This window comes from Candidatus Zixiibacteriota bacterium (assembly GCA_040756055.1).
Lineage (GTDB): Bacteria > Zixibacteria > MSB-5A5 > GN15 > FEB-12.
This window is the reverse complement of sequence record JBFLZR010000002.1, coordinates 127,937-150,786: the sequence shown is the minus strand read 5'-3', so window position 1 is coordinate 150,786 and position 22,850 is coordinate 127,937. Positions and strand designations below refer to the sequence as shown.

At 51.9% G+C, this 22,850-nt stretch carries 18 protein-coding genes; 17 read left to right on the top strand and 1 reads right to left on the bottom strand.

Going from position 1 to position 22,850, the window contains the following annotated elements:
- Window positions 1-164 precede the first annotated feature (164 nt).
- From AB1483_04015 to AB1483_04000, 4 genes are all read left to right on the top strand, one after another.
- A complete protein-coding gene (locus AB1483_04015; GenBank protein MEW6411623.1) occupies window positions 165-926 on the top strand; it encodes a hypothetical protein in 762 nt (253 codons plus the stop codon).
- 313 nt (window positions 927-1,239) lie between these two features.
- A complete protein-coding gene (locus AB1483_04010) occupies window positions 1,240-4,578 on the top strand; it encodes a TonB-dependent receptor (protein ID MEW6411622.1) in 3,339 nt (1,112 codons plus the stop codon).
- A gap of 122 nt (window positions 4,579-4,700) precedes the next feature.
- The gene (locus tag AB1483_04005; GenBank protein MEW6411621.1) at window positions 4,701-5,624 is read left to right on the top strand and encodes a PorV/PorQ family protein; all 924 of its coding nucleotides are present in this window, start codon (window positions 4,701-4,703) and stop codon (window positions 5,622-5,624) included.
- Window positions 5,625-5,645: 21 nt separating this feature from the next.
- Window positions 5,646-7,898, top strand: coding sequence for a hypothetical protein (locus AB1483_04000; GenBank protein ID MEW6411620.1), 2,253 nt, complete (start codon window positions 5,646-5,648; stop codon window positions 7,896-7,898).
- A 54-nt stretch (window positions 7,899-7,952) separates the two neighbouring features.
- On the opposite strand, the gene AB1483_03995 is transcribed toward AB1483_04000, so the two are convergent.
- On the bottom strand, window positions 7,953-10,124 hold the full coding sequence (locus AB1483_03995; protein ID MEW6411619.1) for a glycosyltransferase family 39 protein: 2,172 nt from the start codon (window positions 10,122-10,124) through the stop codon (window positions 7,953-7,955).
- A gap of 284 nt (window positions 10,125-10,408) precedes the next feature.
- Here AB1483_03995 and AB1483_03990 point away from each other — a divergent pair, with 284 nt between their 5' ends.
- The 13 genes from AB1483_03990 (at window position 10,409) to purQ (ending at window position 22,850) form a co-directional block, all read left to right on the top strand.
- On the top strand, window positions 10,409-13,315 hold the full coding sequence (locus AB1483_03990; GenBank protein MEW6411618.1) for a S8 family serine peptidase: 2,907 nt from the start codon (window positions 10,409-10,411) through the stop codon (window positions 13,313-13,315).
- Between the two features lie 236 nt (window positions 13,316-13,551).
- Window positions 13,552-14,001, top strand: coding sequence for a transcriptional repressor (locus AB1483_03985; GenBank protein ID MEW6411617.1), 450 nt, complete (start codon window positions 13,552-13,554; stop codon window positions 13,999-14,001).
- 65 nt (window positions 14,002-14,066) lie between these two features.
- Complete coding sequence (locus AB1483_03980) at window positions 14,067-14,279, top strand: FeoA domain-containing protein (protein MEW6411616.1); 213 nt, start codon at window positions 14,067-14,069, stop codon at window positions 14,277-14,279.
- Between the two features lie 16 nt (window positions 14,280-14,295).
- Complete coding sequence (gene feoB / locus AB1483_03975; GenBank protein MEW6411615.1) at window positions 14,296-16,710, top strand: ferrous iron transport protein B; 2,415 nt, start codon at window positions 14,296-14,298, stop codon at window positions 16,708-16,710.
- 5 nt (window positions 16,711-16,715) lie between these two features.
- Entirely contained in the window at window positions 16,716-16,889 is a 174-nt protein-coding gene (locus AB1483_03970) for a hypothetical protein (protein MEW6411614.1), read from the top strand.
- Window positions 16,890-16,935: 46 nt separating this feature from the next.
- A complete protein-coding gene (locus tag AB1483_03965; protein ID MEW6411613.1) occupies window positions 16,936-17,739 on the top strand; it encodes an energy-coupling factor transporter transmembrane component T in 804 nt (267 codons plus the stop codon).
- Window positions 17,740-17,742: 3 nt separating this feature from the next.
- Window positions 17,743-18,507, top strand: coding sequence for a tRNA pseudouridine(38-40) synthase TruA (gene truA, locus AB1483_03960; protein ID MEW6411612.1), 765 nt, complete (start codon window positions 17,743-17,745; stop codon window positions 18,505-18,507).
- Between the two features lie 6 nt (window positions 18,508-18,513).
- On the top strand, window positions 18,514-19,161 hold the full coding sequence (gene fsa / locus AB1483_03955) for a fructose-6-phosphate aldolase (GenBank protein ID MEW6411611.1): 648 nt from the start codon (window positions 18,514-18,516) through the stop codon (window positions 19,159-19,161).
- Window positions 19,161-20,456: an adenylosuccinate lyase gene (gene purB / locus AB1483_03950; protein MEW6411610.1), complete on the top strand. Its 1,296-nt coding sequence runs from the start codon at window positions 19,161-19,163 to the stop codon at window positions 20,454-20,456. The genes fsa and purB overlap by 1 nt, the downstream gene beginning before the upstream one ends.
- Entirely contained in the window at window positions 20,453-21,157 is a 705-nt protein-coding gene (locus AB1483_03945; protein MEW6411609.1) for a phosphatidylserine decarboxylase family protein, read from the top strand. Before purB ends, AB1483_03945 begins: the two co-directional genes overlap by 4 nt.
- Window positions 21,144-21,902: a CDP-diacylglycerol--serine O-phosphatidyltransferase gene (gene pssA, locus AB1483_03940; protein MEW6411608.1), complete on the top strand. Its 759-nt coding sequence runs from the start codon at window positions 21,144-21,146 to the stop codon at window positions 21,900-21,902. Before AB1483_03945 ends, pssA begins: the two co-directional genes overlap by 14 nt.
- Complete coding sequence (gene purS, locus AB1483_03935; protein ID MEW6411607.1) at window positions 21,895-22,146, top strand: phosphoribosylformylglycinamidine synthase subunit PurS; 252 nt, start codon at window positions 21,895-21,897, stop codon at window positions 22,144-22,146. The genes pssA and purS overlap by 8 nt, the downstream gene beginning before the upstream one ends.
- Entirely contained in the window at window positions 22,143-22,850 is a 708-nt protein-coding gene (purQ, locus tag AB1483_03930) for a phosphoribosylformylglycinamidine synthase subunit PurQ (GenBank protein ID MEW6411606.1), read from the top strand. The genes purS and purQ overlap by 4 nt, the downstream gene beginning before the upstream one ends.

Here is a 22,850-nt window from a genome sequence, read left to right as displayed (position 1 = left end):
TCCTCATCCGCTGAATTTCCCATCATATCTGCCGCGTTGTAGCGTTCTTGTCGAAGTGGTCAGATTTGTTTTGAGCCGCTTTACATTATGGTCCCCTTTGATTAGATTTGGCCGTGGTCAGACATCGCTTCTACAGGCATTTCGCGTGGGATCCATTTAGAAATATGGCATTCGATGAATGGATGTTTTCGGAAGTCCTCAATCATCCCGGCTCAATTATTCTTCGTCTTTACTCCTGGAGCGAGGGGGCGATTACCTTTGGTTGTAATCAGCGCTGGGACAGGGCTCTGGATAAAAGCAAAGTCGGGGCGACACCTATAATAAGGCGCATTACAGGGGGGCGAGCTCTTTACCATGAGCCATCGGAGCTGACGTACTCGATTGCGGTAAATGACGTTAATATCCCCGGTTTCGACGCGGGTGTTTCCATCGCGAAGGCGTCGAGAACAATTGCGACTGTGCTGGTTTCGTTTCTGGAGAGTCTGGGGATCGAGTCGCAGTATGAGAGCCGGAGTTCGACGGTTTCGGTCGGTCGTGATTTTTTTCACACTGCGCCCTGCTTTGCCTCGAATTCCCGACACGAAATTGTGCGGGGTGTGGACGCGAGCAAAGTTGTCGCGTCGGCTCAGCGAAAAATCGGGGATGCCATTTTTCAGCATGGTTCCATAAAGATTTCGGGGGTGGCCTCGCATCCGGCGCTGTCCGCGGCGCATGTTAAGTCTAATAATATAAATAACCTAAAGGCTCTCACGGTCGGGCAGTTTGACGACTGCTCACGCAGGTTCGTCGAGTCGTTTCGGAAATCTGTGGGGCTTGAATTCGTCGAATGCGAGTTGTCCGAAAAAGAGGTGCGTCGGGTTGACAGCGGTGTGGCTCGGGTGCGAAAAAATAATCTGGACCGCCGGGATATTTTTAAACAGAAGTGATTTACCACAAGTCTATTACAGTGATAGGAAAGGCTTGTGGCAGACCAAAAAATCGCTTGACTTTGGGGCGGGATTTCACCAAATTTGCCTTTTCTATAATGTAACTGAGATGGCGAAGTAACTGTTGTAGGTTGGATGAATTGGGACTCAAGAGGTTGGGGACACACGACTTTAGATTACTCCTCACCACTATACCTAAGCCATTGATACAACTGCCATTGAAAACTGATTAGCATAGCCATCCGGTTTTCGGCCTCGAAGGGAGGCCTGACGACGAAAAAGATATTTTGTAATAGGCCCAGGAGGATCAAGCATGCATTTCTGTCGTAAGCAGCTTTGGCTGTGTTCGTTTCTGCTGTTGGGTATTATTGCCCTCTCTGCTTCAAATACATTCGCTGCCGCAACCGGTCAGATTAAGGGACAGCTTGTCGACAAGGACACGAAGGAGCCCGTGATTGGTGCGTCCGTGATGGTAGTAGGCACCAAAAGGGGAGCTATGACGGACCCGGACGGGCGTTATATAATCGGCCAGTTGGAACCGGGGACATATTCTGTTCAGGTCTCCCACATGGAGTATAACAGCGTGACGGTCACGGATGTGGTCGTCAAGTCAGATATTACCACCGATGTTTCTCAGGAGTTGGCCAAAAAAGTTTCCGAGTTGGATGTCGAGATTGTCGTGAAGGACGAATATGATAATCTGAAGATCTTTGAGACTGCCAACCAGGTGACGATCTCCAAGGAAGCCATCCAGACCCAGCCGGTAAGTACTGTAGATGACCTTTTGACGCAGGTGTCCGGTGTGGTGACGAACCGTCAGGGTGAGGTCTTCATTCGTGGTGGTCGCGCTTTCGAGGTGGCTTACGTGGTTGACGGTGTGCCGCTGAGGGATCCTCTTGGCGGTCTGGGCCAGGCCGGCGCCAACTTGTCGCTTGTCTCCGGTTCGATTCAGGAGTTTACGGTTATTAAGGACGGTTTCGATCCGGAGTATGGTGATGCTCTTTCGGGCATTGTGAAGATTACGACGCAGACGGGCGCGAAGGACGTGACCCGATTCAACATGCAGTATATCACCGATGATTTCGGGAACGAGTCGCTCAATGAGTACTCCCGAAATTATGATTATGTTCGGTTCTCGGTGAGTGGCCCGGATCCGATTTTCAAAAGCAAGATTTTCCCTGCCCTGGGCTTGAATTTCCTCGAGGATAAGGAGCTGACTTACTACTTCTATGCCGAGGTTGACAAAGACGACGGTTTTTATCAGTACTCTTCCTATGACACTCCAGTGACGCGTGCGTCTTATGGTTCCTTCAATCTTCTGGGTATCGACATTCCCGAGCGCTTGAATAACAAGTACTATTGGATGGGCAATATAAAATTCAGGCCGACCCAGAACCTCAAGTTATTGTTTTCCTACAAGGATCGTCAGCTCCGGTATACCGATTTTATCTGGACCTACCGTTACAGCGCCGCCACGGCGCCGGTGAGTGTGGAGAAGTGGCGGTCGGCGTCGCTTGAGATTTCACAGTCGATTTCAAAAGACATGAATTATGAGATGATTCTCTCTTACAGTGAGAACGGACTCACACAGAAGCCCGGTGATCCGAACAATCCCGGACAGGGGCTGGACCCGGACCAGTTCCCTCTGGATTTTCAGTGGGAATCATATCTCGACAGAAACAGCAACGGCATATATGATGCTCCGGAGCCAGTAGTCAATCTTTTCCCCGATACCACCGATTACGGGACCGACTTTTATGGTCCGGACTATACCATTGGCGAAATTTTGTTCGAGAACAACACCCAGGGAGCCGTTGTGGAGCTTTCGGATTTCCGCTTTAACGACAATGGCTATCTGGACAGTCTTGAGAGTGAGCCGTTTATCGATTTAAACGGCAACGGCGTTTGGGACCAGGGCGATTATTTGTATGATAAGAACGGCAACGGCATACTGGATGCCGAACTGGTATCGAATATCAACACGCGTACTCCGGAGCCGTATATCGATGGCGACTCGGTTCTGGGCGAGCCGTTTATTGATGTCAACGCCAACAATGTTTACGATGCCGGCATTGATATTTTCACGATGAGTGTCGGTGCGGACAACATGGACCTTAACCACGACGGAAGGTACACCGGTCCGGATCCGAATCAGTGGGAGCCGGGTATTCCTTATATCGATCGCAATGGCAACGGTCTGTTCGATGCTCCCAACAACCTTTATGATTCGGGCGAGATGTTTACGGATGTGAACGGCAACGGTGTTTGGGATGGCGGTGGCGCCAGCACGTTCTTCGACCCGCTCACTTACAGTGACAGTTGCGTTTGGCACACCCGCAATACCAAAACCTACCGTGGTGAGGTAAAGGTCTTCTGGCAGCTTGGTAATCACGAGCTGAAGGGCGGTTTTGCGCTCAGCCAGGAAGACTTTATTTACCAGGAGATTCAGTATCCCTACATGCTCTACACCGGTCGTCCTGATGGCGGTCCGTATCCTGACCGCGGGGCATTTCGGGACATGTTCAGCTACAATCCGTGGACGGGAACAGCTTACATTCGCGACAAGCTTGAATACGGTTCCATGATCGCATCGCTGGGTTTCCGTTGGGATTTCTTCCTTCAGGACAAGGAAGACCTGGTTGATATTGCCAGAAACGATGATTTGGGTTCAGGCATAATTTACGGTGACCGCCAGGCATTCTCGCCGCGTCTCGGTTTCTCCTACCCGATTTCGGATAAAGCCAAGGTACACTTCAACTACGGTCACTTCTATCAGAGGCCGAGTCTTCTGTACATGTACAAGCGAAACACCACCTCGGTCAGTCTGAATACGGCCATTGGTAACTACAACCTCGATTATCAGAAGACGATTCAGTATTCGTTCGGTGTCAAGTACGCGATGAACGAGTTTTATTCGCTGGATGTCTCGGGTTATTTCAAGGACGAGTTTGACAAGATCAACCGTGCCTCGGTGCGTGTTGGCGGTCTGACTCGGACGCAGTTCCAGAACAGCGACTATGGACGCAGCCGGGGCTTTGAACTTTCGCTGGAGAAGCGTGGTGGCGGATACGTGAACGGTTTGATAAGTTACACCTATGCGTTTGCGTATGGCAAGGCTTCGCAGACCAACGAGGGATACATGACGGACTTCGAAAACTCACGCACGCCGCTTGATGAAGCTCCGCTGGACAACGATGTCCGTCACAATTTGAAGGCGAGTGTTCAGGTTTATGTTCCGAATACAGTTAAGCCGCGTCTTTTTGGCATACCGATTCCGAACGGCTGGTCGACCGATGTACAGTGTTCTTACGAGAGCGGACGTCCGTACACGCCGAACAATAACTTTCCGAACATAAATACGGATCTGGGTGAGGATATCGCGCGTAACTCGATGAGGATGCCTTCGATCCTCAACTTTGACGTTCGTTTTACCAAGGATTTCCAACTGTTCGGTCTTGACAACAAGTTTATCGTTTGGGTGGAGAACCTGTTCGATAACAAGAACGTGGTGTGGGTTTACACCAACACTGGCAGACCCGACACGCAGCAAAACGACGGTACCAATGTTTTTGGCGGCACCGCATACGACGTCGACCCGTACAATTACGATTACGGTCGCCAGATCCGTGTTGGAGTTGAAGTCAACCTTTAAAATTGATGATATAAGAAGTTTAGCAAACTTTGAGAATAAACGAGGACAGTATGTTTTTCGCAAGAAGCAGGTTACGTGTAGGAAAGTCGCGACGTCCGAGCCTGGCAGCGTTTGGAATACTGATGTTGGTGTGCCTGATGAGCATGATGATTACCGGCGAGGTTCAGGCGCAGGCCAAAGTCGGTACGACCGGCGCGCAGTTTCTTGAGCTGGGTGTATCGGCGCGTGCCATGGGTATGGCCGAGGCTTTCACCGCGGTAGCCGATGACATCTCGGCGGTCTATTACAATCCAGCCGGTCTGGTTTACATGTATGGACGGGAGGCAACATTCACGTATATAAGTCTTCCGGCGGACGTCTCCTACTATTTCGGGGCGGTTGGAATGCCGATGGAGTCGCTTGGGGGCGTGCTCGGCGTGGGTCTTTACACGCTGACTTCGGGTGAGATGATCGAAAGGACTTATGAGATGAGCGATCCGGAACTGGGGACCGGAAGAGTCTTTTCTTATGATGACTTTGCCTTCTCGGTCAGCTACGGACGATATCTGACTGATCGATTCTCGATTGGTTTGACCGCCCGGTATATCGGCGAATTCACCCACGACTATTCCGCGTCCGGATGGTCGGCCGATGTCGGCACGAACTATGACACCGGATTCAGGGGATTCACTATTGCCATGGTGATCACCAATTTCGGGCCGGATATGCGCATGATTGCCGACGATTATCCTCTGCCGATCAACTTCAAGTTCGGCGGGTGTATTAATCTCATCGAGGGTGATGATCATTACCTGACGTTTGCCGCCGAGGGTTCGCATCCATCGGACAACCTCGAGAAATACAACGCCGGGATGGAGTACACCTATAAAGATTTGTTCGTTCTGCGTGGCGGCGGCCGCTTCAATTATGATGAAGATGGTTTCACGGCCGGTGGCGGACTCAGGGTACCGTTCGGGCAGGAGAGTGAACTTAAGTTCGATTACGCGTTCCAGGATTTCGGCATCCTGACCGAGGTACATCGTTTTTCAATGTCAATATCGTTTTAAGAGGAAACCAGGTTTATGACAATGACTAAGAGTTTTGACAGATTTAAGGCTTTGGCCTGGTTAAGTCTTACCGTTGCCGGACTACTGGCTGTATCGGTTATTATCTTATCAGGTTGTACAGATACCCTCAAAGGAGATGAGAACGCCAATAAAGCTCCGGTGGTGTATTTCGTGAATATTCCTCCGGACAGTTCCTCGTTTTCACATAACCCCGAAGTGTACTGGTTCGGAAGTGATGTTGACGGGCAGATTGATTATTACCGTTATGTTGTCGCGACGTCGATCGACATCGGTGGCGCCAATCTGGCCGACTACGCTGCCGGCCTTCACGATACAATGTGGACTTATGTGGATGTTGATCCCACCGAGTCCGATCCGCAGACAGCTCACGTGATTCCTTTAACGGCCGATCTTGACGATCCGGTCAATAATTTCGTGGAGCAGTTCATATTTCTGCAGGCCTTCGACGATGACGAGGCCGGCTCGCAGTTTGCCTACAAGTGCTTGAACCGGAACGACAATCCTCCCACCACGCTGCTTTTTAGCGTGACGGCCGACACGCCGTTTGTAAACGCGGTCGCTCCCGGCGGAATTGTCACCGGGGTGTGGATCTCGTGGGCGGGCGAGGATAAGCAGGACTACGACGAGCAGGGCTTGATTCCTCCTCCGTTCGAGTTCGAGTGGAAGCTTTTCGGGCCGTTCAGCGATGACACCCTGGCCTGGATCAAGCAGACTTTCCGCGAGAAAGTGTTCGTCACTCCGGGTGGAAAGATTTATCACGCGGGTGATACTCTCGTCTCGTGCGATTTGGTTCTGATTGAGGACACTATTAATGACACCACCTACTGGGAAGAACAGTGCGATACGCACGTTTTTGATACATCGGATGCCGGTTCGGCGGATTATCGCGTCGATTCGGTTTTGCATCTTGAGTGTGTCGATGTGATGGTGATAGGTGAGGATGACGACACATCGTATGTGGAGGAGTGCTTCCCCAGTGATCAGGTAGCAGCTTATTCATGGAACGGTCTGGACACCTGGGTATATGACACCAGAGACACTCTTTACGATGTTTTCGGTGATTATGGATCGGCGGATTCAACTATCTCAGGGAATTTCATATTCTGGGTACGTTGCCGCGATGACGCCATGGTGCCCGATCCGACGCCGGTTTTCCGTGATTTCCCGGTAATCAATCCCAAATTCGAGAGGGACGTGTTGGTGCTTGATATGCAAAGAGATGATGAAAATTATCGGGGAACATTGCTTGGTCAACGCACAACCGACTATTTGTGGATGGCTGATAGCGGGTGGACTATGCGCAGAACCTTCTGGAAGAATGCCGTCGACCGGTGGGCCGAAAACAATGACTTGGACATAGACTTCAACTCTGAAGGATCCACGAACGACTACGCGCATTTTTCGGATTACCCGAACGGTTTCCCGTTGCGGAAACTTCTCCAGTATAAGGTCTATATAATTGTGGAGGATGGTCACGTTTATCCGGCTAACGGTTTCAATAACGGTGAGATTAAATACGAGACCATCTTTACCGGCATTGACGTGGGTATCAACGCTTGGGTAACGGGTCGATCGGTACTGTATGCAGATATCAACGCCAGCGATCCCTATCTGATGCGGCCGGCGGCGGATCTATTCCGTCGGTATTTCGGTGTGGAGTCTGTGTATTACACGCAGTGGTCGCTGTTCCGCAAGAACGACCATCCGTTCTATAGCGATCCGGCGGATCCTTTGGACGGGGTTCGGATGGAGGATTTCGTCGGGGCCTACTCAATTGATCAGTCGATGTGGCCGGAGTTGGATGTCGATACAGCGCTGCTGCACGAGAGATATTATTGGGACTTCATGGACTCCGTTAAGACTCTGAGGCAATGGTGTCCATGGAGAGACACAATTGCCGCCTTGCCGGAGGTTGGCTGGTGTATGCGTGCCTACGGCACCGAGGTGATGTATCTGTATAAGTCCAAGTATGGTCCGAATCACTTCCTGGGTTATCCGTACACCATGGAAGGGGCGCCGGTGGCGCATCGGTACGAGACGAACTACTTCAGGACATCCTGGTTCATGTTCACGCCGTATGCCTTTGGGGATTCGGTAGCCTACGAACTGGTGGGTAAGCAGCTCGATTACCTGTACGATCCGAACCTGGGCTTATCTGCTACTCCGCTGGAGAAGAGATACCCGGATGCGGCTGTAAAGATCTCGCTCGACGAGGCGCGGATCAATGCCGCTATCAGGAGAGACACCTACTGATTTTGCTTATAGATGGTTAAGCATGCTTGAAGGGCCGAAGTGATTCGGCCCTTTTTAGTTGCCAAATGTTTGCAAGTTCTCGAACCGTCTAAGGTAATCGTTGCCGGGGAATTTTGTGAGAGCAATGTTCAGGACTCTCCGGGCGTCGTCGACGCGGCCGGTGGACAGGTATCCGCTGATGAGATTCACGTATGCTTCGGACATAGTGGAGTCGCGTTCTATCGCCATCTTACTGAAGCGGACTGCGTCCGTAAAAGCTCCCTGCATACCGCTGATATAGCCGAGCTGATAACAGGTCACGGCCTTTGTTTTCTCCCTGTTGGCGGGACTGTTAGGAGAGTTTCTTTCAAAGGCGCCGTCGTCCGTCTCAATTGGCGGCGGAGGAGACTCCAGGGCCGCCTGAAGTATGGTGGCTGCCGTTCGTAGATCTCCCCCGGAAGTCAACATTGCTCCGGCGTCATTAAGCACGAGAATGTGACCGTTGGTTCTGTCGATAGCCGCGAGGGCCGAATCGGTGAAATTCTCGATTGTGAGTTGCGAGTCGGCAAAAATGGCCCGCAGAAAGACAAGGTTTGCGGTTATGTCGTAAGGCATTGCCTGCAGGGTCTTCTCCACTTCCTGTAGAGCCATTCGAGGCTGATTCCTCAGCAGGTGGACTGAAGCGATATTGGTATATGTTTTGGGCCTGAGAGGATTAAATTCGTGTTCCCGGTCAAAGTAGTACAAAGCCGAATCGAGTTTTCCCAGCCGGACAAAGGCAGCGCCGATGTTAAGGTTTGTTTCAGGAAAAGTCGGGTCAATGGCCCGGGCTATCTGAAATGTTTGCAGGGCTTTCCGGTATTCACCGTTGTTCAGGTAATAGAGTCCTTGAGACGTAAGATATTGCGAAGGGGCGCCTTCGGGCAATTTCACTATCATGTGAAACGAGAAGAGGCCAAAAAGAACGGCCGCCGCCAGGGGAAGCAGGACCTGTTTGGGATGCTTGGTGAGCCGCTGCGACAGCCAATAGAGAGAATATGAGGAGAGCACGAAGAATATGGGGAGAAGAGGCAGACGAAAACGGCTGTTGAAGAAGAACAGGGCAGAGACCAGCATGTAGCAGATGATGATGGTGTAAAGCAGCAGCGCCCGGTTGTTACGTCCCCACACCAAAAAAACGCCGACAACTGAGAGAGCAAAGAGGATCCCAAAGGAGAGGGGGTTGCTTTTTAGAATTAATACCTGGTCGAAGAAGTGATCCAGATTGCGGTTGTTAGAGATTTCACGATTCGAAACGTGTCGATAGAGCTTCTCAAGATACAGGCTTATGAAGCTCGCCGGATTTTGCTGAATCCATTGAAGCGCCTTGTTAAACCAGTAGGTTGACACCTCGCCGGGACTTAGTTTCTTTCCCAGGTCTCTTTCGGCAATGAAAGTTATCTGTTGTATTCGCCAGTTGAAGCCGAGTGGCTCCGGCATTGCTGCGGAGATGCCATCGGCCGCTTCGTTGTTTCCAATATAGAAATTGATCCCCCCCTGAGAGGCGATAAGGACCGGGTCGTCGGCCACGACGATGTTCCGGACGGTAATCGGCAGAACAATGAGAATGATGCCCAGAACAAAGGCTACGCAGTGTTTGATGGTCGGAAGTGTCCATTTGCGTATTGACGCGATAACAATGAAGACAATGGGAACGAGAATCATCGCGGTTGGTCGAGTTATGGCCGCCAAACCGAGCCAGAGCCCGCAATAAAACATATCTAATGTCCGTTGGGATTCCCACCAGATCAGCGCCCGGTATATAGCGATTTGAAACAACAGCGTAAAAAGTGGGTCGAGCAGCAACTCGAACTCGAAATATAGCGTGACCGGATAGAGCGCGTGAATTGTGGCGGCTAAGAGTCCGACTTTGTGACCAAAGACGCGCCGGCCTATCTTGTAAGTCATCAGTATTGATGTCAGCCCTATCACCAGCCCGAATATGCGCGCCACCCACAGAGATGCCCCCAGCACGCTGTATAACGCCGCCAGACAGAAGACATAAAAGGGAGCCCGGAAATATGTGGTGTCACCGAGCAGGTTGCCGTTTGCGATGGAGAGCGCCCAATTGTGGTGATAATAGTTGTCGACCGTCAATTGATCCCACAGAGGAAGATCGTGATAAGCCTCTAAGTAAATTAGTCTCAGGATGGTGGCTATGATGATGACCGCAATCAGACCGGCGGAGATATCGAGACGGTTTTTCATCCTCTTGATCATCGCTAAGAATATAGGAAATCAGCGGCCGGTCGGCTTCTTTTATTTTCTCTTCGAGTTAATCCGAAAATCAGATTAGTTGCTTGCGGTTGCACACCCTGCAACTGACTGCCTACCCACGGAAAAATATACCCACTCACCGTTCGCGCCGTATTTTATTGATATATAGCGTCTTAGGGAAGCGACTGGCCTTTTGCGGTGTGAAAAACAGGACAAAAATATGAGGGCATAGCGGTTGCTCAAAAGGGTGTGGAGGTTCAGCTGTAGGAGCGACTATGACAGGGCGATTTATCAAAAAGACAGTTATTGCGGCAGGTACTTGGATAGTGCTGGCTTGTTCGGCGTCCGGTGGTGAGCTTACCCCGGGGCTGGCCAAAGCGTTTGCTTCAGTAAGCGCCTATTCGACCGCTGATACACTTGTCGAAGTTGTGGTTTTCCTTGATGATTATGAGCCAAAGGAAGCGGTCTACAAGGTATCGCAGGCTGCCGGTTTGTCTCGAAGTGAGAGAGCCTGGCAGGTTATTGACAGACTTAAGTCATATCGTTCCCCTTACAAAGAGCAGGTGCTCGACTATGTCATGGATCAGGAAGGTGCTGTTGTCAAGGAGCACTGGATAGTTCCCGCGATCACTGTTTCCGTGCCGGTGAGCCGGCTGGCGGGTCTGGCTGATATCGACGGTATCAAGCTGGTGGTTGAGAATGTCGACCTTGTTTTCGAATCTCCGGTTAAGACCACGTTGGATGTTTCGACGCTGACGACGTCAGTTTCGACCCAGTTGGAAATTCTGGGAGTTCCCGAACTCTGGAAGCGAGGTTTGAGAGGCAAGGGCGCGTTGGTCTGTTCGTTTGATACCGGTGTAGAGCAGAGTCATCCGGCTTTGGCGTCCAAGTGGCGCGGCAACCGCAGTTCGCTGGAGTCGGCCTGGTATTCGACGGTAGCGCCGGACACGCTCCCTTATGACCTGGTGGGGCATGGTACGCACACTATGGGGATTATGGTTGGCAGTACTGAAGCAGACACCTTTGGCGTCGCTCCATCCGCCGAGTGGATTACGGCCGCGGTGGTTGACCAGGGACGGACGCTGAGCATGACGATCAGCGACATTCTGGGCGCTTTCCAATGGTCGCTCAATCCTGATGGGGATTTCAGCACTACCGACGACATACCGGATGTTATCCTTAACAGTTGGGGGATCCCCAGGGGACTTTTCATACCGTGTGACGATACTTTCTGGGGCGCCATCGATAACGTTGAGGCCGCGGGTATTGTGACGATTTTCGCCGCCGGTAACGAAGGCCCCGAGCCGAGGACTTTAAGAAATCCAGCTGACCGTGCCTCGACGCCTGTCAATTCTTTCGCCGTTGGAGCCGTGGACAACGCGAAGATGATTACGTCATTTTCCAGTCGCGGTCCCTCGTCGTGTGACACCACACAGGTGAAGCCGGAAGTGGTCGCGCCGGGCGTGGATATAAGATCATCATATAAGGGCGGAGGATACGCCCTGATGACCGGTACGTCGATGGCAGCTCCATACCTTGCTGGCATGGTTGCGCTGGTACGCGAGTATAATCCTGAAGCGACTGTCGAGCAGATCAAGTATGCATTTCTCAGTGCCGCTGAAGACCTCGGGGTGGTTGGGCAGGATAATGCTTACGGTCACGGGTTCGTCAACGCGTCCCGGATTCTCGATTACATTCCATTACCGTCGACTGACGAACTTGAGATCGCCTCGTTGGTGATTTCGGGCGATGGACTGGCTTTCCCGGGCGAAACTTTCGAGCTCCAATTGACGTTGACGAACAGTGCCGGCAATATAGACGGACTTGCCGGTACCATCGGGACTGAAAGCGTATCCGGAGTGACGCTTGATGTTGAGTCCAGCTACTTCTATTTCGGTACGGGCGGGACAATCGCTATCAGTGCCCCGCCGTTTGTGATGACTTTTGACTCGAGTCTTTATCATGGCCAGCAGGTGGATTTCAGTCTGCTGATATCGACAGACGGCCAGGAAATTTTTGATACCATACCCTTCCAGATCACGGTTGGGCTGTCGCCCAAGGGAGTAATCGCGAGTCATCAAAACAACAAGATGAAAATATCCGTTTCCGACTTCGGGCAGTTCGGTTTCGCTCCCGGTTCGGCTTACAACGCTCTGGGGGATGGTTTCTGTTATGATGGTTCGGACAACCTTCTGTATGAAGCCGGACTGGTTATCGGCAGCAGTGATTCCCAGATGGCCAACTCGGTAAGAAATGAAGCCGGCCTCTTCGAGCCGTCGGATTTCACCCCGATAGTCTCGTTGTCTGAGGCGTGGATTGGCGAGGATGGCGGAACTCACCGGCGGGCGGTTTTTACCGACGGGCACTCGACTGTGCCGGTCAATATCACGCAGGAGACAATATCCTTTGACAACCTTGACGATCAGGAACTTCTAATTCTAAAGTACACTCTGACCAACAAATCGCTCGAGAGACTGACGAATCTGCATTTCGGGTTCATGATGGACTTCGACCTTTCGGAAAGCGACGAAATTGGTGTCGATGAATCAATCAACATGATTTATCAGAAGAGTGAAGATGATCTGTATGTGGCGTTGTTGGCTCTTGAAAACGTGCTCGGATTTCAGGCGCTGATGAACGGTGAAACCAAGACCGGTTTTGACGCCACGCAGTTGTATGATCTGATTTCGGCGACGACTTCGATGTCTTCTGCCAGCGCCGGCGGCGACATGATGTTCGCGAGCTCATCGGGGCCATTCATCATCGATCAGCAGAAGTCCATCAATGTCGTGGTGGCGCTGGTGAGCGGGCATAGCATGATACAGCTGTACGAAAACGTTCGCCGGGCTCAGAGCATTTATGAGCTATCGAGCAGCCTCGCTGGAGATGACAGTTCGCTGCCGAGATCGATGAAGCTCTACCAGAATTACCCCAACCCCTTCAATCCCACCACGAGAATCGCCTTCTCGCTTTCCGAAGCGGGGGAGACCAGTCTGGAGATTTTCAACGTCATCGGACAGAAAGTCCGCAGCCTTCACAGCGGGCACCTTACGGCCGGACTCCATCAATTCGAATGGGATGGCACTGATGAATATGGACATCGTGTAGCCAGCGGGGTATATTTTTATCGCCTTGAGAGTCACTCGGCCACAGATACCAGGAAAATGGTCCTGATTAAGTAAAGTCTGCCTTACCCAATCTCTCAGATCGAATCGCGGCGATATCCACAGTGAAAATTGCTCTCATCTCGTATTACCTGCATATTCTCCAGAGCAGCCAGCATTTTATATTGCTGCACAGCGACTTAGGTCTGTAAAATAGACCTGCTCTCGGCTAAAGAAATCGCTTGACTTTCCGAAAATTATAGTGTATTTATGAAATTGAAAATCGTTTTCATTTAGCCTGAGGTAGGTGTTGGATGAAAGAGTTTTTAAGAACAAAAGGTTTCAAGATGACTCCGCAGAGGGAGCTTATATTTCGCTCTTTCTTTGAACTGGGTGAGCATGTGTCGGTTGACGAGCTTTACGACCGGGTGCGCATGGAGGACAAGTCTATCGGCTATGCCACGGTTTGGAGAAATCTCAAGCTGATCTGCAGGGTGGGGTTGGCCGAGCAGGTAAATATCGGTGATGGCATTACCCGTTACGATAGAGTTACGAAGGTACCTCACGGTCATCTTTTTTGTACGGGCTGCAGGGGCGTGACGGAAATAAATGTCGAGCAGCTTGTCGGCCTGCTGGCGCAGTCGGCCGGCACCAGAGGGTTTGTACCGGAGAGTTTCAAGATCGAGGTTCAGGGGCTGTGTGAGAATTGTCGTAGAACTGCTGCCGGGAAGACCGCTCCTGTGGAGCATGTTCACGAGGAGTAATCCGAGCCCCGGTGACGGAAAAGGGATATCGATAGAAGGAACGAGATGTGACACCGTTGAGTGAAATGCTTCCGGGTCAGAAAGGGATTGTAGTCGGCTTTACGGTCGACTCCCGGATATCAAGGCGGCTTCTAGAGTTGGGGGTTGTTCCCGGCCGCACTGTTGTTTATTTGAGAAACGCTCCTCTTCGTGATCCGATGGAGGTTCAGATCGGTCCTTGTTGTTTGACGCTCCGGCATTCGGAAGCGGCCATTATTTCTGTCAAGTTGGACCAATGACATCGCGAAGGTTCTTATGAGGGCAACGTCGGAGCAGGCGCCGGTCAGCACAGGCGTCATCGCTATTTGTGGTAATCCCAACAGTGGCAAGACGACCATTTTCAACGCCATAACCGGGCTTAATCAGCAAGTGGCTAATTATCCCGGCGTGACGGTGGAGAAGGTTTCCGGGCGGTTCGTTTCCGGCGAGGATTCCTCCGGCGAATACACACTGATAGACATTCCCGGTTCTTATTCTCTTTCAGCTTTTACCCCGGATGAGTATATCGCGGCTTCGGTTCTTTTCGGTGAGGTTAAGGGAGAGGCGCGACCGGATGCCGTGATTTGTGTTCTTGATGCTACCCGGTTGGAGCGTAGCTTGTATCTGCTGTTTCAGATTGTGCAGATTGGTTGTCCGGTGGTCGTGGCTCTCAATATGGTCGATCTAGCTCACAAGAAAAGGCTGCGAATAAACACGAATAGACTATCCAGAGTGCTTGGGGGAATTCCGGTGGTGCCGGTTGTCGGTAACCTCCGCAAAGGGATAGAAAGGCTCAAACAGGCAGCCATAAGAGCCATTGCCGCGCCTGTCGGCGTTGGAGCGGTTCGACTTGACGATTCAACGGAAGAGGCTCTCGGGCAACTTGTCCAGCGTTGTGGCAATACTGCGCGCACCCGTGCCCAGTATCTCAGGATTATTTTTGATGAAGAGGGGCCGGCGGAGAAGCTTTTCCTGGCTGAGGAGGGCGAGCAGGGTCTGGTTGTTGTGAGTGAGATTCGCAAGCGGATAAGAGATAAATACGGCTCGCTGGCGGCAGGTGAAACCCGCGCGCTGACTGATCGGGCGGAAGAAGTGTACCGTCAGGTGGTGAGAGATATCGACCGTCAGCCGGAAACCACCTCCGAGAAGCTGGACAAGTATCTGCTGCACCCGGTGCTCGGGCCGGTTCTCCTCGTGGCCATAATGGTTTTGGTCTTTCAGTCTATTTTCAGTTGGGCGGCTCCGTTTATGGAAATGATTGATTCTGTATTTGCGTCGTTGGCTTCTGTTGTCCGGGGGAATATGGTCGATGGTCCGCTTCGTTCGCTTATCACCGACGGTATTATTGGCGGAGTGGGTTCGGTGCTGGTGTTTATTCCACAGATAGCCATATTGTTCATTTTCATAGCTCTGCTTGAGGATTCCGGTTACATGCCAAGAGCGGCTTTTCTGGTGGACCGGATGTTTCGATGGTGCGGGTTATCGGGCAAGTCGTTTATACCGATGCTGTCGTCGTTCGCGTGCGCCATACCCGGCATTATGGCGACCCGTACCATAGAGGATCGCAAGCTTCGTCTTATCACTATCATGGTGGCGCCACTGATGACCTGTTCGGCGCGTTTGCCTGTTTATGCTATCATGATCGCCGCCTTCATCCCTTACAAAACTTACCTGGGTATACTCAATCTTCAGGGCTTGGTGCTGACCATGTTGTATCTACTGGGAATAGCCGCCGCGGTCGCCGTTTCATACGTCATGAAGAAGCTGATTTTCAAAACCGAGCGCGGGACATTCATGATGGAGATGCCGTCATACAAAATACCCACCGTCCGATCGATAGGAATTCGGGTGGTCACAAGGGTCAGATCGTTTTTGGTCAGGGCGGGAACGATAATCCTGGCTATAACAGTCATTATCTGGGCGCTGAGCTATTATCCCCGTTCGGGCGACGCGAGGGAGAACTACAATGAACGGCGCGCGGCACTTGTCGAGTCGTATGGAGTCCAGGCGGCGGTCGCTGACGCTGAGCTGACGGCGTTAAAGGCGGAGGCTACAGTCGAACCACAGGTGGTATCCGAAGTCGATGGCAGGCTGTCTGGGGCGTCGGATTTGATGGCTCTTGATGCCGCCCGCGAGAGTCTGGCAGTTGAGTACTCCGGGGCAAGCGAACTGGTAGAGGCAGTTTACGCGCGAAGAATGATGCAGATAGAGCACGAGGCGCGGTTGGCGCAGCTTGCCAACGAGAGGGCGGGGGAGCAGATTCGGGGATCCTATCTGGGGGTTGCCGGTCGAAAGATTGAACCACTGTTCGAGCCTCTGGGGTGGGACTGGCGAATCACGGTTTCGGTACTGGCGGCATTTCCGGCGCGCGAGGTTATCATTGCCACACTCGGGACCCTGTACAATCTGGGTTCCGATATCGGTGAGCAGTCGTCGTCGCTGGTAAACAAGATGCGCAGGGCGCGCTGGGAGGATGGTTCCAAAAAAGGCCAACTTGTTTTCTCACCGCCGGTGGCTTTATCGATAATGGTCTTTTTTGCTTTGTGCTGTCAGTGCGGAGCGACGCTGGTGACAATTCGGCAGGAAGCCAATCATATTTTATACCCGGTTGCCACTTTCGCTTATATGACGATCATGGCGTATCTCACTTCGCTTGTCGTTTATCAACTCACGAAAGGTCTAGGATTGTGATGAGTTTGCTCTGGCAACAAGTTATCATTGGCGGCGCTATTGTCCTGGCCGGACTGTATGTTGTAATTTACTATGTTCGCCGTCGAAGGCTCAAGGCCGGATGCAAATCTTGTCCCGCCCTTAAGGCAATGGAGGACAAGGGGAAAACATCGATATCAAAAACATCGACCTCTGTTTGACACCGCCTTAGTGGCCACCTATATTATCCCTTTGGAAAAAGCCATTATGTTTCAGAAAACCCCGATACTTCTGGGGCAGTACCGGCCCCTCGATTCTTTTCTGCACCGCCTGGATGCCCGTTCGAAAATCGTTCCGGTTACGCTAATTTTGATTCTTGCGCTCCTTACAGACTCGGTGATCTTTTATGTCACGATTCTGCTGGCGATGATTGCGGCTCTTTTGTTCTCCGGTGTGGGCTGGCGGACGCTGGCCAACAATTTCAAACCGATCCTTATACTGGTGGTGGTCACGTCGCTTTATCACCTGGTATTTTCCGGCCGTGACAGCGAGGCCCTGGTGAGCATCTTCGGTTGGAAGATAACCTCCGGAGGGGCGCAACTGGCGCTGTTTTATTCGCTACGGCTGGTCATTTTCATATCCGTAGCCTTTCTGATTACGCTGACAAATTCTCCATCGGAGCTGGGCGACGCCATGACGCGGCTGTTTCGGCCGCTTGAGAGATTTCGTGTCCCGGTTTATGATCTGGCGCTCATTCTGTTTATAGCTTTGCGCTTTATTCCGATTCTCTATGATGAATTCACGGCCATCAGGAACGCTCAGATGATGCGCGGGGTGTCTTTCACCGGTTCGTTTTTCGCACGAATGAAAAAGACGACCAGCATCATTATCCCGGTGTTTGTGGCGGCTATTCAGAGGGCGGATGAACTGGCTCTGGCTATCGAAGCCCGTGGATATGGCAGCGGCAGCGAGCGGACTTTTTACTCGCGCAGCTTTTTTGGCCCGGTGGAGTGGATGTTCATGCTTTTGGTATCGCTGGCAATCGGAGTGTTGTTCTTCCTGACTGTGTAAATCATGGCTGAGCAAAACATAAGACTGATAATCGAATACGACGGCACCGGCTATAGCGGCTGGCAGTCTCAGGCCGGTCAGGACACGATTCAGGATGCTGTTATTGAGGCGGTCTACAAGACCACTCAGAAGAAAGTCAAGCTCACCGGGGCCGGTCGGACCGACGCCGGTGTCCACGCTCTGGGGCAAGTGGCCAATTTCAGGATCAAGCACGACCTGGAGCCTTCGCGATATCGCGATGCTCTCAATTATTACCTGGCTGATGATATCCGGATCAAGGACTCCTGTCAGATGCCGCTTGATTTTGACGCTCGTCGCAGCGCTCTGTTCAAACGGTATCGTTACCTGATCGGGACGGAGAAATCGGCTCTTTACCGCAATTACCGCTGGGAACACACCGAGCCGCTGGATTTCGAGCTTCTGGGGGCGGCTGCTCGCGAAATAGTCGGTGAGCATGATTTTGCCCCTTTTTGCGTGGTATCGTCGCGCAAAGCCGACAATGTTTGCTGCATTGAATTAGCCCGGTGGCGGCGGGTGGGGCCGCTGTATGTGTTTGAAATCAGGGGCAACCGATTCCTGCACAGTATGATCCGATCTTTGGTCGGGGCGATGATCAATCTGGCCTCGGTCAAGCCCGATAAGAACAAGCTGAACTTGACTTTAGACCGCTTTAGCGATATTATAAAAGCCTCAACGTCCGAGAGGATAAAATTCACCGCTCCGGCCCAGGGCCTGTATCTGGTGTCCGTAGGCTATCATAAGGATTAATCAGGCATGAAGTTTTTCATCGATACCGCAAACATAGCTGAAATCAAAGAAGCCGCCTCCATGGGAGTGCTTGATGGTGTTACTACCAATCCATCGCTGGCCGCGAAAGAAACCGCTCCTTATCGCGAACTGCTGACAGAAATATGCAAGATAGTGCCGGGGCCGGTCTCGGCTGAGGTAATTGCCACCAATCACGATGGCATGGTTAAGGAAGCGGAAGAACTGGTTAAGATAGCTGATAATATCGTCATCAAGATCCCGACAATTCTCGAAGGTCTGCGGGCTATCAAAACTCTCAGTGGACGCGGTATTATGACCAACGCCACGCTGGTATTCAGTCCCACCCAGGCGCTTCTGGTGGCAAAAGCCGGCGCGACATATGTCTCTCCGTTTATCGGGCGGCTGGATGATATCTCGACCGATGGCATGGAGCTTATAAGTCAGATAGTCACTATCTATGGCAATTACAATTTCAGCACCGAGGTGCTGGTGGCATCGGTGCGTCATCCCATGCACGTTGTCGAGGCGGCCATGCTGGGGGCGGATGTAGTCACCATGCCTTTCAAAGTGATAAAGAGTCTAATCAATCATCCGCTGACAGACATCGGTTTGGAAAAATTCATCGCGGACTACAAAAAGGCGAATAAGGGCTGATGATTCAACGGTACACTCTCAAAGAGATGGGGGCGCTCTGGTCCGAGGAGAATAAATTCAAGACGTGGCTGGAGGTTGAGGTCGAGGCCGCTCATGCGATGGCCAGGATGAAGATCATACCGATGAGCGCTTACACTGTCATTAAGAAAAAGGCCCGTTTCAATGTTGACCGCATCAACGAAATCGAGAAGGAAGTCAATCACGATGTTATCGCCTTTTTAACATCGGTTTCTGAGTACGTGGGCGATGAAGCGAAGTATCTTCATTTTGGCATGACGTCGTCGGATATGCTTGATACATCGCTTTCGCTTCTGATGAAACGGGCGTCGGTTATTATTGATAAGAAGATCGCGACAGCGTTGCGGCAAATCAAAACGCTGGCCAATAGATACAAGATGACCCCGTGCATGGGGCGGACACACGGTATTCTGGCCGAGCCGACCACAGTGGGGCTGAAATTCGCGGTGTGGTACACCGAACTCAAGAGGGCCCAGGAAAGATTCAAGGCGGCCACCGAGGCGGTATCGGTCGGGAAGATATCCGGCGCGGTGGGGAATTTCGCCAACCTCGATCCGAAAGTTGAGGCGGCAGTCTGTCGTCGTCTGGGGCTGAAACCGGCCGAGGTGAGCACGCAGGTGATTCAGAGAGACCGTCACGCGCATTATATCACTTCACTGGCTCTTCTGGGGTCTTCCCTCGAGAAATTCGCCACCGAAATTCGCAATCTCCAGCGCAGTGAAATAGGCGAGATGGCGGAAGGCTTCACTAAAGGTCAAAAGGGTTCCTCGGCCATGCCGCACAAGAAGAATCCGATTACGGCCGAGCGTATCACCGGGATTGCCCGGATGCTTCGCGGTTATGCCGTGTCGGCGATGGAAAATGTCCCGCTCTGGCACGAGCGTGATATCGCGCATTCGTCGGTGGAGCGGGTGATCATTCCCGACGCAACAATTATAATCGACTATGGCCTGCAGAAATTTAACGAACTTCTCAAGGGACTGGTCGTAAACGAAAAACGGATGATTGAAAACATATTTTTTGAAGGGGGCGTGGTATTTTCACAACGTCTTCTTCTGAAATTGACCGGTCCGGTCGGTTCGCGAGATAAAGCTTATCGTATGGTTCAGCGAAGCGCGATGGCCGCGCATTCCGGAAAGGGGATGTTCAGGGATCTGGTCAAGAAAGATGCCGAGATCAGAGGCTTTTTGTCGGAGGCCGAAATCGATTCCTGTTTCGATTTGAGTTATTATACCAGGAATGTCGGTAAGATTTTTAAACGGGTATTCGGAAAATGATAGCACGCGAAGGGCTTTACCTCATACTCACGGCTGTCGTAATCACGATCGGTTTTATCCTGGCGGCATCGCGCTGGGACAGCAAAGTACTGTTTGCGATCAGCGCGCTGTTTGCCCTGCTGACGATGTTCACGGTGTTTTTCTTCCGGGACCCGGTGCGCAAGCCGGTGGAGCAGGAACGTGTGCTGGTGGCTCCGGCGGACGGCAAAGTGATCGGCGTTGATACGCTGCAAAATCATGAGTTTATCGGTGGGCCGGCTATTAAGGTTTCGATCTTTCTGTCGGTTTTCGATGTTCACGTCAACCGTGTCCCGGCAACGGGAGTGGTGGATTTCGTGAAGTACAATCCGGGGAAATTCTTTGTGGCCTATGCCGATAAAGCCTCGGATCTAAACGAGCAGACCGAAATCGGTATGACTGCGGAAGGCGGACATAAGCTTATATTCAAACAGATAGCCGGCTTAATTGCCCGGCGCGTAGTCTGCCGGCTGGAGCAAGGTTCGCGGGTGACCGCCGGTGAGCGTTTTGGTATGATAAAGTTCGGCTCGAGGGCCGAGTTGGTCGTGTCTGCCGGAAGCCAGATAGAGGTCAAGGTGGGCGATCATGTAGCCGGTGGAACAAGCGTGATTGGTTACCTTCCGGAAAAAACCGCAAAGTCAGGTGAGGAGAGCAGTGCCAGGGGAAGCAATGTCCAGATATAGGGGTTTGATGCCCGGAATTTTCACCATGGGTAACGTGGTGTGCGGATTTCTGGCTATTCTGTCGGCATTTGAGGGAGCTATCACGACCGCCTGCTGGTTTATCATTCTGGCAGGATTTCTGGATGTGCTGGATGGCAAGGTGGCGCGTTTGTCGGGTGGGTCATCGCAGTTCGGCGTTGAGCTTGACTCGCTGGCGGACTTTCTTTCGTTCGGTGTGGCTCCGGCGACCCTGGTGCACGCCATCAAGCTGAGCAACATGGGGAAATGGGGCTGGATAATCTCGATTGTCTATATCATGTCAGCCGCCTACCGGCTGGCCAGGTTTAACCTGCTGGCGGATACCGAGGAGAAGAAGGATTTCGTGGGGCTGCCCGTCCCTGCCGCGGCTGTGACCATGGTTACCTTTATCATTTTCAGCTATTACCTGTGGGGCGGTCTGGAGTACAGCGAATGGCTGGTCTCGATGATTATCCTGTTTGCCTTTCTTATGGTTTCTCAGGTGGAGTACGACGCATTCCCGGATAATTTCGACACACCACAGAATCGTATGCGGCTGGTTGTCCTCGTAATTGCCGGTATCATTATCATTTTTAAGCCCAGACTGTTGTTGTTTCCGTTTTTCGCTTTATATATATTGTTCGGGATGGCCAGGGAGGTATACCGGCTATTTGGCGTGGGGATGGGAAAGATGACCGGCAGGGAATACGGACGACGCAAAACTGATAAAGGGACTGATAATGAGTGACTCTAAAAAGGTTACGGTTTATGTCAGGTTGAAAGATGGTGTACTTGACCCGCAGGGGGTGACGATACATAAGGCTTTGCAGCAGATGGGTTACGGCGATTTTCTCTCGGTGCGTTCAGGGAAGTTTTTTGAGCTGGAAGTCAGGGCCGATGGCGCTGAGCTTGACCGGCATATTGATGAGGTGTGCGCCAAGCTTCTGAGCAACCCGGTTATTGAGAACTACAAGGTGGAGAAGCTCCGATGAAGTTCGGTGTGGTTACATTTCCGGGCGCCAATTGCGACTATGACGCTTACGCGGCGGTTAAGAATATACTGAAGGAAGACGTGGTATTTCTCTGGCATAAGTCCGAGGATTTGGCCGGATCCGATGTGGTGATTCTTCCCGGCGGATTTTCTTATGGTGACTATCTGAGAGCGGGGGCAATTGCCAGGTTTTCCCCGATTATGAACAAGGTTGTTGACTTCGCCAATACGGGCGGCATTGTGATCGGGATCTGTAATGGTTTTCAGGTTCTTACTGAGTGCGGGCTGTTGCCGGGGGCTTTGATTAGAAATCGCTCCCTGCGTTTCAGCTGCAGATATGTTCACCTTCGGGTGGAGAACAGCGGCACCAGTTTCACCCGCGAGTGCCGCAAGGGGGAGGTTCTCAGGATACCGATTGCTCACGGCGAGGGCAATTACTATCACTTCGATGATGAGATCGAACGGCTCGAGGATAATGGTCAGGTCGTGTTCAGGTATGTAGACGCGACGGGCAATGTTACTGATGAGGCCAATCCGAACGGTTCGATTAACAATATAGCCGGTATAATAAATCGGACCGGCAACGTACTTGGGATGATGCCTCATCCTGAGCGGGCGGTCGAGACGATTTTGGGTTCTTCCGATGGCGTGAAGGTGCTTCAATCGATCCGGTCATCGGCGGGCAAACTGAGTATGGCGGGCTGA